This is a genomic window from Microbacterium sp. C-MGS6 (assembly GCF_058140415.1).
Window position 1 is genome coordinate 1,240,629 of record NZ_CM176934.1, and the last position, 12,827, is coordinate 1,253,455.

A 12,827-nucleotide genomic window follows, 5' to 3' on the forward strand; every position below is an offset into this window, starting at 1 on the left:
TCACATGACGTTCGGCCTCACCTTCGAGAAGCTGCTGCTCATCGGCCTGATCGCCGTGCTGATCATCGGCCCCGAGCGTCTGCCGCGTGCCGCGGAGGGCTTTGCGCGCATCGTGCGCAAGGCCGGTGAATACCTCCGCGACACGAAGTCCCGCGTGCGCGAGGAGATGGGTCCGGAGCTCGACGACGTGGACTGGCGCAAGCTCGACCCGCGGCAGTACGACCCTCGGCGCATCATCCGCGACGCGCTCCTGGAGGAGCCGGAGCCCGCGACCCCCGCGCAGGCCACGGCGACGATCGCGGAGCCGGTGGCCCCGCGCACCGCGCCGCCGACCTTCAGCGCGGAGAACCGTCCGCCGTTCGACACCGAGGCGACCTGAGCCGCCCGGGTCACGAGATCCGCGTCCGCAGCGTCGCCAACTCCTCGTCGCTGAAGAGGGAACGCGGAATGGCGGTGGCGACGGAGGCGTCGCGGACTTTGAAGATCACCGCGTCCCGGCCGACGCGCAGGCTCTGGAACGTGCGGTAGGGGATCTCGGAACGGCGGCGATCGCTGCCCAGCTGCAGACGATCCTCGTCGAGCGCGACCCACACCACGCTCTCCACCGGCATTGCGGCGCGCACGGCCCGACGGGCGCTCGAGGTGGTGAGGATCACCGCATACGCTCCCAGAGCGATGGTCACCGCGGGCATCCAGGCGACGAGCGCGCTCACCTCCTCTCCGGCGGCGAGACGGTCGTTGAGGGTGAGGACGGAGAGCACGAGGCCCGCCGTCAGCGCGACCCACATCACGATCGCGACAGGCCTGGTCAGCGCGTAGACGGCCGCGTCTCTGGCCATCCTCCGCAGAAGCCCTTCATCCACGGTCACGGAGCGATGCGGCATCCGTCCATCCTCCCACGCGCCCTCACCCGATCGACATGGGCAGCGTTCGGCCGGCCAGGCCTCGCCCTCGACGCGCGAGCGCCTCCGCCAGCGCGCGGATCGCCCCCGCGGCGGCATCGTCCGGCGCAGAGGTGACGACCGGAACGCCCTCGTCCCCGCCCTGGCGGAGGGCCGGGCTGAGCGGGATGGAGGCCAGCAGCGGCACCGCAGCGTCGGGCACGGACAGGGCCTCCGCGACAGATGCGCCGCCGCCGGCCCCGAAGAGATCGACGACGGTGCCGTCGGGGAGCGTGTATGCGGCCATGTTCTCGACCACGCCGATCACGCGCTGTCCGGTCTGGCGTGCCACGAGCCCGCTGCGGATGGCCACGTCGGAGGCCGCCGCCTGGGGTGTGGTGACCACGAGCACCTCGGCGTGGGGGAGGAGCTGCCCGATCGAGATGGCGATGTCCCCGGTGCCAGGGGGCATGTCGATGAGCAGGACGTCGAGGTCGCCGAAGAAGACGTCGGTGAGGAACTGCGAGACCGTGCGGTGCAGCATCGGTCCGCGCCAGGCCACCACGGACTCCCCGTCGCGCAGGAACATCCCGATCGAGATGGTCTTCACCCCGTGGGCCACCGGCGGCAGCATGAGGTCGTCGATGCGCGTCGGCTGCGTGCCGGAGGGGATCCCGAGCAGTCCGGGGATCGAGAAGCCGTGCACGTCCGCATCCACCAGGCCGACGGCGAGGCCCTGGTCGGCGAGGGCGACCGCGAGGTTCGCGGTGACCGTCGACTTGCCGACGCCGCCCTTCCCGCTGGAGACGAGGATCACGCGGGTGAGCGAGTCGGGCCCGAACGGCATGTGCCGCGCCGGGCGGCCGGCGCGGAGCCGTTCGGTGAGGGCCTTGCGCTCGGCAGGCGTCATCACGCCCACCTCGACCGCGACGTCCGTGATGCCGGGGACCGCGGCGGCGGCGCCGCGCACGTCGCGCTCGATGCGGTCGGCGGCGGGGCATCCGACGATCGTCAGCACGATGCCCACACGCGCGACCCCGTCCTCGACCGAGATGTCGCGCACCATGTCGAGGTCGCCGATCGGTCGCCGCAGCTCCGGGTCGGTCACCGCCGCCACTGCGGCTCTGACGTTCTCGGCCGCGGTCATGAGGCGGTGCCGCCCGCGGACTTCTCCTCGGTGTCGCCCAGCTCAGCCAGCAGGGCACGGAGCTCCTGCCGCAGCACGTCGCGGGTGACCACCTGCGCGTTGCGCTCCTCCAGCGACATCCGCAGCGCGACGATCTCGCGGGCCAGGTACTCGGTGTCCGCGAGGTTCCGCTCGGCGCGCTGCCGGTCCTGCTCGATCTGCACGCGGTCGCGGTCGTCCTGGCGGTTCTGCGCGAGGAGGATGAGCGGCGCGGCGTACGACGCCTGCAGCGACAGCATGAGGGTGAGCGCGGTGAAGCCGAGCGCGGCGTCGTCGAAGCGGACCTCGCGCGGCATCAGCGTGTTCCAGCCGATCCAGAGGATGCAGAAGAGACTGAGGATGACGAGGAACGCGGGAGTTCCCATCGCGCGGGCGACCCACTCCGTGAAGCGGCCGAAGCGGTCGCGCGAGGTGGAACGGGGGCGGGTGCTCGTCCGTCCTGGCGCGTCGAGGCGGGCGGCCCGCTCCTTGCGCGCCATCAGTGCGCCTCCGTCACGGGCGGCGCCACGTCGTCGCTGTCGTGGGTGCGCCAGTCGTCCGGCAGCAGGTAGTCGAGGACGTCGTCGATGCTGATCGCGCCGACGAGGCGGTGCGCGGCGTCGATGACCGGCAGCGAGACGAGGTCGTAGCTGGCGAGCATGCGGGCGACCTCGGCCGCGGAGGCGGTGACCGGCACCGGCTCGAGGCTGTCGTCGAGGATGGCGCCGAGACGCTCGTGCGGCGGGTAGCGCAGCATCCGCTGGAAGTGCACGAGCCCGAGCAGGCGGCCGGTGGGGGTCTCGAACGGCGGGAGCGTGACGAACACGGCCGCGGCGAGGGCCGGATGCAGCTCGTGACGGCGGATGAGCGCCAGCGCCTCGGCGACCGTGGCGTCGGCGGAGAGGATGATCGGCTCCGGGGTCATCAGACCGCCCGCCGTGTCCGGGCCGTAGCGCAGGAGCATCCGCACGTCCTCCGCCCTCTCCGGCTCCATCCGCTGGAGCAGCTCCTCCAGCTGGGTGGGTGGGAGCTGGGCCAGGAGGTCGGCGGCGTCGTCCGGCTCCATCTGGTCGAGGATGTCGGCCGCGCGCTCCTCGCCGAGGCGGTCGAGGATGTGCACCTGCTCGTCCTCGGGCATCTCCTCGAGGGCGTCGGCGAGGCGGTCGTCGGAGAGCTCCTCCGCCACCTCGATCATCCGCTGCTGCGGGAGGTCGAGGAGCGTGTTGGCGAGGTCGGCGGCGTGCAGCTCGGAGTAGGAGGCGACGAGCTGCTCGGCGGACTGGGACTCGCCCGGCGCCTGTTCCTCGGTCACCTCGCTCCAGGCGGCGAACGTCGTCGGGCCCTTGGCGAACGGCGACGCGCCGGTCTTCGGGCGACGCAGGAAGAGCTGGCTGATCGCCCACTCGCCGAGGCGGTTGGGTTCGATCGCCACGTCCTCGATCACGGCCGTGCCGCTGCCGTCGGTGAGGCTCACCCGTCGGCCCAGCATCTCGGCGAGGACGCGCACTTCGCCGGCGCGCGGGGAGAAGCGGCGCACGTTGATGAGGCCGGTGGTGATGACCTGCCCGGACCGGATGGACGTCACCCGGCCGATCGAGAGGAACACGTGCCGGCGGCCGGGGATCTCCACGACCAGCCCGATGACACGCGGGGCCGCGGTACTTCGATAGACGACGACGACATCCCGGACCTTGCCGAGGCGGTCGCCGACGGGATCGAAGACGGCGCACCCTGCCAGGCGCGCGGCGAAAACCCGTTGTGTGCTCACTCGACCAGCGTAGCCCGCGGCGTGCCGGGGCGGCGGCTGCGGCGGTCGCTCGGCCGGCCGCGGGGCACGACGTGGAAGAATAGCCGGATGAGCATGCTGAATCGCCCCGCGAGCGGCACGGACACCGGTGAGATCGTCGCCTCCATGCGCGACTACGAGAGCGCGCAGAAGGCGGTGTCGAAGCTGATCGCCGGAGAGGTCCCCGCGCGCGACATCGCGATCGTCGGGCAGAGCGTGCGGACGGTCGAGCGGGTGACCGGACGACTCGGCTACGCCGCCGCCGCGCGCTCGGGAGCGATCAACGGGGTGCTCATCGGACTCTTCCTGTCGGCGATCCTCGTCCTGGGTAACCCCGAGGTGCCGATCCAGCTGTTCGTCGGCTTCGTCCTCATCGGCGTCGCGGTGGGCATGCTGCTCAGCCTCATCACCTACGCCATCGTGCGCCGCCGCCGGGACTTCGCGAGCGTGACGCAGTTCGCCGCGGATCACTACGAGGTGACCGTGCAGCCCGGCTCGCTGGCGAAGGCGCGGCAGGTCCTCGGCGCGCAGCGGGTCGCCCCCGTGCGTCCTCCGGTGAACCTGGACGAGCCGCCGAAGTACGGCGAGCGGATCCCGCAGGGCGCTCCGGCTCCCGCTCCTGAGCCTGTTCCGGAGCCCGCTCCCGCTCCGGAGCCTGCCCCCGCTCCCGAGCCGGCACCGTCTCCGGAGCCGGCACCGGCTCCCGAGCCGGGTCTTCCGCCGCGGCCGGCCGACCCGGAGACGGGCACCCCCGGGTCCGTGCGGTGACCACGGGGGCCACCGCCCTGCGCATCGAGGTCGCTCTGCCCGCCGGGGCGACCACGGTGTCCGCCGAGTGGACGCCGGGTACCCGTGATGACGTCGTCCTGATCGCGCACGGGGCGGGGGCCGCGAAGGACCACCCGTTCCTCGTCGGGTTCGACCGCGCACTCGCGGCGCTCGGGTACTCGACTCTGCGCTTCAACTTCCCGTACATCGAGCAGGGGCGTCGCATGCCCGGTCCTGCCGCCCACGCGGTCGCGACCTGGGAGGCCGCGGTCGCCGAGGCCCGCGCGCGGGCGCCGCGATCCGCCGTGTGGGCCACCGGGAAGTCCTACGGCGGCCGCATGGCGTCCATGGCCGTCGCCGAGGGCCTTGCCGTGGACGGCCTCGTCTACCTCGGCTATCCGCTGCATCCGCCGGGCCGCCCGGATAAGCCCCGCATCGCCCACCTGCCATCGATCACCGTCCCACAGCTCTTCGTGGAGGGCACCGCGGACCCGTTCATCCAGCCGATCGCCCAGCTCGACGAGGCCGTCGCCGGCTGTCAGGACGCGCGGGTGCACTGGGTCGAGGGCGGCGGGCACTCCTTCGAGGTGAAGGGGCGGAGGCGTCCGCCGGCGGAGGTCGCTGCGGACCTCGCACCGGTGGTCGACGCCTTCGTCACCGGGCAGCGGGACTGAGCGGGGCCGCCGCCCCGCTCCCGCCCGTCGTCAGCCCTGCAGACGCGCCATCCACGCCTCGACCTCGTCGGCCGTGCGGGGGATGCCCGCGGAGAGATTGACCGGGCCGTCCTCGGTCATCAGGATGTCGTCCTCGATCCGGACGCCGATCCCGCGCAGCTCGACGGGAACCGTGAGGTCGTCGATCTGGAAGTACAGTCCCGGCTCGATCGTGAAGACCATGCCGGGCGTGAGGATGCCGTCGTAGTACATCTCGCGGCGCGCCTGCGCGCAGTCGTGCACGTCGATGCCGAGGTGGTGCGACGTGCCGTGCACCATGTAGCGACGGTGCTGGCCGCCCTTGTCCGCGTCCAGGGCTTCCTCCGCGGTGACGGGGAGGAGGCCCCACTCCGCGGTGCGCTCAGCGATCACGGCCATGGCCGCCGCGTGCACGTCGCGGAAGCGGACGCCGACCTTCGCCGCCGAGAGAGCCGCGTCCGCGGCCTCGCGCACCGTCTCGTAGACCCGGCGCTGCACCTCGGTGAACGTTCCGGACACCGGGAGCGTGCGGGTGATGTCGGCGGTATAGAGGCTGTCGGCCTCCACACCCGCATCGACGAGGATGAGGTCTCCTGGCACGACGGCGCCGTCGTTGCGCGTCCAGTGCAGGTAGCAGGCGTGCGGTCCGGACGCGGCGATCGTGTCATAGCCTTCGCCGTTGCCGTCCTCGCGGGCGCGGCGGTGGAAGACGCCCTCGACGACGCGCTCGCCACGGGCATGTGCCACCGCGGCGGGGAGCTCGCGGATGATGTCGTCGAAGCCCTGCGCCGTGATCTCCACGGCCCGACGCATCTCGGCGATCTCGAAGTCGTCCTTGATGAGGCGCAGCTCCGAGACGACACGGGTGAGGGTCTCGTCCTCCTCGAGGACCAGCTCGCCCTCGACCGGGGCGAACTCGTGCAGGTGCGCCGTGGCCAGCTGCAGGTCGGCGGCGACACCGGCGAGCGACGGACGCGGCCCGATCCAGAACTCGCCGACCGTGGCGTCGGCGTAGAACTCCGTCGTGGTGCGGTCGGCGCGCTCGCGGAAGTACAGCGTGACGTCGTGCCCGTCGTCGGTCGGCTCGAAGACGAGCACCGAGTCCGGTTCGGCGTCGGACGCCCAGCCGGTGAGGTGCGCGAAGGCGGAGTGCGCACGGAAGACGTAGTCGGTGTCGTTGCTGCGCTGCTTGAGCGAACCGGCGGGGATCACGAGCCGCTTGCCGGGGAACGCGGCCGAGACGGCAGCGCGGCGGCGCTCGGCGTACGGAGCCTGGGCGCGCGGCGCGGGCAGCGTCTCCGGACGCTCGGCCCACCCGGTGGAGATGGTGTCGAGGAAGCCCTGCGGGAAGGGCTGCTTGCGATTGGTCGAGCTGTTCTCGACGGGGGTTTCGACGGTCTCGTCAGCGATCGTGTCGTTTTCTCCGGTGCTCATCCGTCCAGTCTCTCACCTGGAGGCCGCGCAGCGTGATCAGCCGGCCGGCTCGAGCTGCACGATGAGGGCGCGGTGGTCGCTCCCGCCGGCATCCTCGAGGACGGCAGAGCCGGTGGGGCGCCAGTTGGCGGACGCCATCACGTGATCGATGGGGGCACCGGCGAGGGCGGGGAACGAGCTCGGCCAGGTGCCGGACATCCCGTTGCCGGTCCGGGAGGCGACGTCCCGGCAGTAGCCGATGTCGCCGCCGTCGACGCCGAGGGAGGCCATGTGATCCACGGTCGCGTTGAAGTCTCCGGCGAGGATGAAGTCACCCGCAGGGCACTGGTCGGCGATCCACTGCAGATCGCTCTGCCATTGCTGCATCTCCTCCATGCGCGGCGCGACGGCGTGCACGGCGACGATCGTGGGGCCGTCCCCGTCGATCGGCATGAGCACGGCGCTCGGCACGGATCCGGTGTTGTTGCTTCCGTCCTTGGAGGACTCGATCACGGAGTACTCGCCGAGCTCGGGAGCCACCAGGACCGTGGTCTGCCACGACTGCGGGCCGTCCTCCACGTCCGGGCGGAACTGCACATGGTGCACCCACATCGGATGGCCCTGCTCGCGCAGCATGAGCGCGATCCGCTCGCCGACCTCTTCGGTGGTCTCCGGCAGCGCCACCACGTCGGCCTCCTGCTCGAGGATCTCCCGGGCGATCTGCTCGGCGGAGACGGCCTCACCCGCCGTGTTCCAGGTGAGCACCCGCAGACTCGTGTCCGTCCGCTCAGGCAGGGCCGCCACCCCGAAGCCGCGGGTCGCTCCGATCGCACCCGTCGCCGCAGCACCGAGGAGGGCGACGATCAGGACCGAGGCCGCGAACCCTCGCAGCGGTCGGGCGAGGAGCAGCAGCAGCGCCAGCACCGCGATGACCAGGAACCCGCCGAGCACGAGGCCGCGGGCGGCGACGAGCTGAGCGAACGGGTAGGTCTGCTCGAGGTGGAAGAACTGCGGCCACACCACGATCGCCGACGCGATCGCGAAGAGCACGGTGAGCAGGATCCCCAGGAGACGAAACATCCCCTCCAGCCTAGAAGCGCCGCCTGTGAAGTCCCTGCCTCGCATCGCCGGTCCGTCCACGCGATCCGGGTCCGGTTTCCGCGCCACGCGCGTCGACGCTCGGTACGCTCGGAGGATGCCCGTTCCACCCGCCGGTCCTGCCGACCTGCACCTGCACTCCAACCACTCCGACGGCACCGAGTCGCCCGCCGAGGTCATGAGGCAGGCGCATCGGCACGGCGTACGGACCGCCGCGCTCACGGACCACGACCGCACCACGGGCTGGACGGAGGCCGGCGACGCCGCCGTCGCGCTCGGCATGACCTTCCTCCCCGGGATGGAGCTGTCAGCCAAACACGAGTGGCGCAGCGTGCATGTGCTCGGCTATCTCTTCGATCCGGAGGATGCGGCGCTGCGGGCGGAGACCGACCGGATCCGGAACGACCGGATCGGACGAGCGGAGCGCATCGTCCGCAACATCGGCCGCGATTACGACCTGCACTGGGATGACGTCCTCGCCCAGACGACGCTCGACGCGACGGTCGGTCGGCCCCACATCGCGGACGCGCTGGTGGCGCGCGGCATCGTTCGGGATCGGGGCGAGGCCTTCGACGGCATCCTCCATCCGCGGGAGGGCTACTACGAGCCGCACTACGCCCCGGACCCGCTGACCGCCGTGAGGCTTCTCACCGAGGCGGGCGGCGTGGCGATCATCGCGCACCCTGTGACGGCGGGCCGTGATCGGATGATGCCGGTGCCGTACATCGAGCGTCTGATCGACGCGGGGCTGGCCGGATTCGAGGTGGACCACCGGGAGAACACCGCCGCCGGCAAGCGGCTGCTGCGCGAACTGGCAGCCCGGCACGACCTCATCGTCACCGGGTCCAGCGATTACCACGGCACCGGAAAACCGAACGTGCCGGGGGAGAACACCACCGCGGCGGACATGGTCGCCCGGATCATCGATCGCGCCTCCGGCTCCGGCCCGCGGCGTCCCTGACCCCGGCGGACTGTCGGCGGTCTCCCGGCATTCTGTCGAGGCGGACCGATACGGTCCGAGGCATGCAACGTGCCACCTCCCTGGAGCGCCGCGTCGACGCGATCGCTCGCCGACTCCTCCGTGCGGTGCCGACATCGGGCTTCCGCGCCGGGCTGGCCGAGTTCCTCGTCTTCGTGCTGAAGCAGGCCTGGGCCTGCGTGTTCGGTGCGGCGCTGCTGGTGGTGATCGTCGCCGCCCGCCTCTGGTACCCCGACGACGCCGCGCTCGCCCGCAACGATGCGCTGACGATCGCGGCCGTGCTCATCCAGGTGGCCATGCTCGTGTTCCGCCTCGAGAGCGGGCGGGAGCTCTGGGTGATCGTGCTCTTCCACATCACCGGCACGGCGATGGAGCTGTTCAAGACCGACGTCGGTTCCTGGGCGTATGCCGCGGACGGCACCCTCCGCATCGGGGGAGTCCCGCTGTTCAGCGGGTTCATGTACGCGGCGGTCGGCTCCTACATGGTGCGCGTGTACCGGCTGTTCGACCTCGGGTTCACCCGCTACCCGCGCCGGTGGTTGACGGCCGTCCTGGCCGCCGCCATCTACGTCAACTTCTTCACCCACCACTGGTGGTGGGATGCCAGGTGGCTGCTCCTCGCCGGGGTGGTGGTGCTGTGGCTGCCCACCGTCATGCACGCCCGCGTATGGCGCCGCACCATCCGGCTGCCGCTCCTCGCGGTCTTCGCCGGGGTGGCGGTGTTCATCTACCTGGCCGAGAACATCGGCACGTGGGCAGGCGCGTGGGCGTATCCCGACCAGGCGGCGGGGTGGCAGCCCGTGTCCCTGAGCAAGCTCAGTTCCTGGTTCCTGCTGATGATCATCTCGGTGGTGCTCGTCGCCTGGGTCTACCCGCCGCAGGTTCCGGCCGACCTCCTGCACGACGAAGGGCGCCCCACGGCAGACCGTGCGGGCGCCCCTCGGACGACGATGACGCGGATCAGGCGCCGGTGACGGGTGCCGCCCCGGTGCCGGAGCCGCCGCGACGACGGCGGCGACGGCGGGCGGGGGCGGGCTTGCCGTCGTGGTGCTCCTTGCCGGCGCCGTCGTGGGTGCCGGCACCCTCGGCGCCGCGGTCGGCGGTCTGCGCGGCGGAACCCTCGCCGGACGACCCTTCGGGCGTGCCCTCCGCGAACGTGGAGCCGACAGACGACGAGCCGGTGCGGCGGCGGCGACGGCGGCGCGTGCCGCCCTCTCCGGTGCCCTCTTCGGCGGCGTCCGCGGCCCGCTCCGGACGACGGGTGCGCTCCGTCTTGACCGCTTCCTTCTTCGGCGCGCTCACGAGCCGCCCCTTCGTCCCCTCGGGGATGTCGAGGTCGGTGTACAGGTGCGGGCTCGACGAGTAGGTCTCGACCGGCTCGGGCTGACCGAACTCGAGCGCGCGGTTGATGAGGGCCCACTTGTGCAGGTCCTCCCAGTCCACGAACGTCACCGCGATCCCGGTCTTGCCCGCGCGGCCCGTGCGTCCTGCGCGGTGGAGGTAGGTCTTCTCCTCGTCGGGGATGGTGTGGTTGATGACGTGGGTGACGTCGTCGACGTCGATACCGCGGGCCGCCACGTCCGTCGCCACGAGGACGTCCTTCTTGCCGGCCTTGAACGCGGCCATGGAGCGCTCACGCTGGTCCTGTCCCATGTCGCCGTGGACGCCGCCCACGTTGAAGCCGCGGTCGCTCAGCTCGTCCACCAGACGCTGCGCTGCGCGCTTCGTGCGCGTGAAGATGACCGTCTTCCCCCGGCCCTCGGCCTGCAGGATGCGAGCGATGACCTCGTCCTTGTCCAGCGAGTGGGCGCGGTAGACGAGGTGCTTGATGTTCGCCTGCGTCAGGCCCTCGTCCGGGTCGTTGGCGCGGATGTGGATCGGGTTGGTCATGAACCGCCGTGCCAGCGCGACGATCGGACCGGGCATGGTCGCGGAGAACAGCTGCGTGTGCCGCACCGCGGGAACCTTCTGGAAGATCTTCTCGATGTCGGCGAGGAAGCCGAGGTCGAGCATCTTGTCGGCCTCGTCGAGCACGACCTCGGTCGCGTTCGAGAGGTCGAGGAGGCGCTGGCCGGCGAGGTCGATGAGACGCCCCGGCGTGCCGACGACGATCTGCGCTCCGGCCTTGAGCTGGTCGATCTGCCCTTCGTACGCCTTGCCGCCGTAGATGGCGACGACGCTGGTGGAGCGGTTGCTCGTGAGCAGATCGATGTCTTCGTAGACCTGCACCGCGAGCTCGCGGGTCGGGACGACGATGAGGGCCTTGACCCCGTGCTCCGGATCCTTCCCGAGGCGCTGCACGACCGGGATGCCGAAGCCGAAGGTCTTGCCGGTACCGGTCTTCGCCTGTCCGATGATGTCCTGCCCCGGGAGCCCGAGGGGGATGGTCTGCTCCTGGATCGGGAAGGCATCGACGATGCCCTTCGCGGCCAGTGCGTCGACGATGTCCTGATCGATGCCGAGTTCGGCGAAAGTTGTCACTGTTGTTCAGATGCCTGTCCGGCGACCATGCGCGATCGCCTCGTAAACGGAGCCACGCCGTCTCGTGTGCCACAGGCGCGGGGCCCCGCTCCGACGGCGGGGACACGCCCAGCCTACCGGAGGGGCGGCTCCGGGCAGGGAGGACGTCTTCTGCCGAGTATTGTGAACGACGTGGCCGACTCGGGAGGAACACCTCGTGGTTAAGTGGTTCTGGCAGCGCGACGCCGTGCCGCGACGCACCCTGGCGCTGCGCAGCCGCGGCGAGCAGAGCGATGCGACGCGTGTCGACTTCGCGGAACTGGCGCCGGAGCTCGACCGATTCCTCGGCCAGGCGGCCTACCTCCAGCTCGGCTACTTCGAGACGCTGACGCGGCTCATCCGCGCGACTCCCGAGCTGGCCGAGAAGGAGTCGCTGTCCCGGGCCGCCGGTGCGGCGCTCACCAAGCACCGGGGCATCGTCGACATCATCGCGGCGCGCGGTCAGGACCCGACGCAGCTCATGCTCCCGTTCCGCGAGCACCTGGACGCGTTCCGGCGCAAGACCATCGGGGCGCGCCCGCGCGAGACCCTGCTCGCGGTCTACATCACGGCGGGCATGCTCGACGACTTCTATCTCGCGCTCGCTTCGAGCTACGGCGAGACGGGGCGGCGGGTCGCGGAGATCCTGCGCGAGGACGACGCGCGCCACGAGATCGTCGCGATCATCCAGGAGACGATCGAGAGCGACGAGGAGTGGCGCTCGCTGCTGTCCATGTGGGCGCGGCGTCTCGTGGGCGACACGATCCTCGTCTGTCGCGCGGCTCTGCGTCCCGAACTCCTCGCCGTGGAGGAGGCCCGCATCGAGCCGGTGTACACCGAGCTGATGGGGGCGCACGCCCGGCGCATGGACGCGATGGGCCTCGCGTCCTAGCTCAGATCCCGAGCGCGGCTCTCCGCTGCTCGTCGCCGCGTCGACGCGCTGCGGTGAGAGCCGCGGCGGCGAGCGCCGCGACCGCGGCGGCTCCGAGGGTGCTCGCCAGCCACAGCCAGACGCTGTCCTCGCCCACGCCGGACCACTGCAGAGCCGTGTAGACGATCGCCGAGACGGCCGTCGCGATCGCCGGAGCGAGTGCGACGCCGCGCCGTTCGCGACCCCCGATCAGGAAGTGCGCGGCGATGCCGAGCACGCAGGCGCCGACGAGGGCGAGGAGGATGTACATGCGCGGGTCAGGCGACGAAGCCCACGCGACGCGACTCCTCGGTGCCCAGCTCGATGTAGGCGAGGTTCGCGGTCGGCACGATGTAGGAGTTGCCCTTCACGTCGGCGAAGCTCAGGTGCGAGGCGCTCTGCTCGAGCGCGGCGGAGACCTGGGTGCGGACCTCGTCCGCCGTGGCAGCGGTGTCGAAGCTCAGCTCGCGGCCGGTGTTGATGATGCCGATGCGGATTTCCACGGGTGCTCCTTGCAGGTCGTCGGACTCGGCCAACTCTATCGCGCACCGAGCGGGGGAGACCGGCGGCGACGGTCGTTTCGCCCTGAGCGCACAACCCGCGAGGAGGTTCGCCCTCGACGCCGATGTCCGCGCC

The 12,827-nt window shown here is 71.3% G+C and carries 15 protein-coding genes; 6 read left to right on the top strand and 9 right to left on the bottom strand.

Going from position 1 to position 12,827, the window contains the following annotated elements:
• Window positions 1–4 precede the first annotated feature (4 nt).
• Entirely contained in the window at window positions 5–379 is a 375-nt protein-coding gene (locus AC3B5L_RS05985) for a twin-arginine translocase TatA/TatE family subunit (protein WP_268777749.1), read from the top strand.
• A 10-nt stretch (window positions 380–389) separates the two neighbouring features.
• Here the strand turns inward: AC3B5L_RS05985 and AC3B5L_RS05990 are convergent, their stop codons facing one another.
• The 4 genes from AC3B5L_RS05990 to AC3B5L_RS06005 are packed head-to-tail and all read right to left on the bottom strand — an operon-like array spanning window position 390 to window position 3,814.
• Window positions 390–884: a YcxB family protein gene (locus AC3B5L_RS05990; protein WP_268777748.1), complete on the bottom strand. Its 495-nt coding sequence runs from the start codon at window positions 882–884 to the stop codon at window positions 390–392.
• A gap of 22 nt (window positions 885–906) precedes the next feature.
• Entirely contained in the window at window positions 907–2,028 is a 1,122-nt protein-coding gene (locus AC3B5L_RS05995; RefSeq protein ID WP_315638447.1) for an Mrp/NBP35 family ATP-binding protein, read from the bottom strand.
• Window positions 2,025–2,546 carry a DUF1003 domain-containing protein gene (locus AC3B5L_RS06000; protein WP_259953101.1) on the bottom strand — a complete coding sequence of 174 codons (522 nt, stop codon included), beginning with the start codon at window positions 2,544–2,546 and terminating at the stop codon, window positions 2,025–2,027. The genes AC3B5L_RS05995 and AC3B5L_RS06000 overlap by 4 nt, the downstream gene beginning before the upstream one ends.
• Window positions 2,546–3,814 carry a magnesium transporter MgtE N-terminal domain-containing protein gene (locus tag AC3B5L_RS06005; protein WP_259953103.1) on the bottom strand — a complete coding sequence of 423 codons (1,269 nt, stop codon included), beginning with the start codon at window positions 3,812–3,814 and terminating at the stop codon, window positions 2,546–2,548. Before AC3B5L_RS06005 ends, AC3B5L_RS06000 begins: the two co-directional genes overlap by 1 nt.
• Before the next feature lie 87 nt (window positions 3,815–3,901).
• Between AC3B5L_RS06005 and AC3B5L_RS06010 the strand changes: the two genes are divergently transcribed.
• Together AC3B5L_RS06010 and AC3B5L_RS06015 are read left to right on the top strand one after the other, a co-directional pair.
• Window positions 3,902–4,600, top strand: coding sequence for a YflT domain-containing protein (locus AC3B5L_RS06010; RefSeq protein ID WP_490096293.1), 699 nt, complete (start codon window positions 3,902–3,904; stop codon window positions 4,598–4,600).
• Window positions 4,597–5,274, top strand: a complete 678-nt coding sequence (locus AC3B5L_RS06015) for an alpha/beta hydrolase family protein (protein ID WP_232089206.1) — start codon at window positions 4,597–4,599, stop codon at window positions 5,272–5,274. The genes AC3B5L_RS06010 and AC3B5L_RS06015 overlap by 4 nt, the downstream gene beginning before the upstream one ends.
• Window positions 5,275–5,304: 30 nt before the next feature.
• Here AC3B5L_RS06015 and AC3B5L_RS06020 read toward each other — a convergent pair whose 3' ends face one another.
• On the bottom strand, window positions 5,305–6,726 hold the full coding sequence (locus tag AC3B5L_RS06020) for an aminopeptidase P family protein (protein WP_490096294.1): 1,422 nt from the start codon (window positions 6,724–6,726) through the stop codon (window positions 5,305–5,307).
• A gap of 36 nt (window positions 6,727–6,762) precedes the next feature.
• Window positions 6,763–7,785 (bottom strand): endonuclease/exonuclease/phosphatase family protein, encoded by a 1,023-nt coding sequence (locus AC3B5L_RS06025; RefSeq protein ID WP_268777745.1) that lies wholly within the window; start codon window positions 7,783–7,785, stop codon window positions 6,763–6,765.
• Window positions 7,786–7,900: 115 nt separating this feature from the next.
• On the opposite strand from AC3B5L_RS06025, the gene AC3B5L_RS06030 reads away from it, so the two are divergent.
• A complete protein-coding gene (locus tag AC3B5L_RS06030) occupies window positions 7,901–8,764 on the top strand; it encodes a PHP domain-containing protein (RefSeq protein ID WP_259953115.1) in 864 nt (287 codons plus the stop codon).
• A gap of 62 nt (window positions 8,765–8,826) precedes the next feature.
• Entirely contained in the window at window positions 8,827–9,756 is a 930-nt protein-coding gene (locus AC3B5L_RS06035; RefSeq protein WP_490096295.1) for a DUF817 domain-containing protein, read from the top strand.
• On the opposite strand, the gene AC3B5L_RS06040 is transcribed toward AC3B5L_RS06035, so the two are convergent.
• Entirely contained in the window at window positions 9,743–11,263 is a 1,521-nt protein-coding gene (locus AC3B5L_RS06040) for a DEAD/DEAH box helicase (protein ID WP_259953118.1), read from the bottom strand. The two genes, AC3B5L_RS06035 and AC3B5L_RS06040, sit on opposite strands and share 14 nt — an antisense overlap.
• Window positions 11,264–11,459: 196 nt before the next feature.
• Between AC3B5L_RS06040 and AC3B5L_RS06045 the strand changes: the two genes are divergently transcribed.
• Window positions 11,460–12,173 (top strand): ferritin-like fold-containing protein, encoded by a 714-nt coding sequence (locus AC3B5L_RS06045; RefSeq protein ID WP_268777742.1) that lies wholly within the window; start codon window positions 11,460–11,462, stop codon window positions 12,171–12,173.
• 1 nt (window position 12,174) lies between these two features.
• On the opposite strand, the gene AC3B5L_RS06050 is transcribed toward AC3B5L_RS06045, so the two are convergent.
• Together AC3B5L_RS06050 and AC3B5L_RS06055 are read right to left on the bottom strand one after the other, a co-directional pair.
• Window positions 12,175–12,462, bottom strand: a complete 288-nt coding sequence (locus tag AC3B5L_RS06050) for a hypothetical protein (protein WP_187663666.1) — start codon at window positions 12,460–12,462, stop codon at window positions 12,175–12,177.
• A gap of 7 nt (window positions 12,463–12,469) precedes the next feature.
• Window positions 12,470–12,694, bottom strand: coding sequence for a DUF3107 domain-containing protein (locus AC3B5L_RS06055; RefSeq protein ID WP_025102974.1), 225 nt, complete (start codon window positions 12,692–12,694; stop codon window positions 12,470–12,472).
• Between the last annotated feature and the right edge of the window lie 133 nt (window positions 12,695–12,827).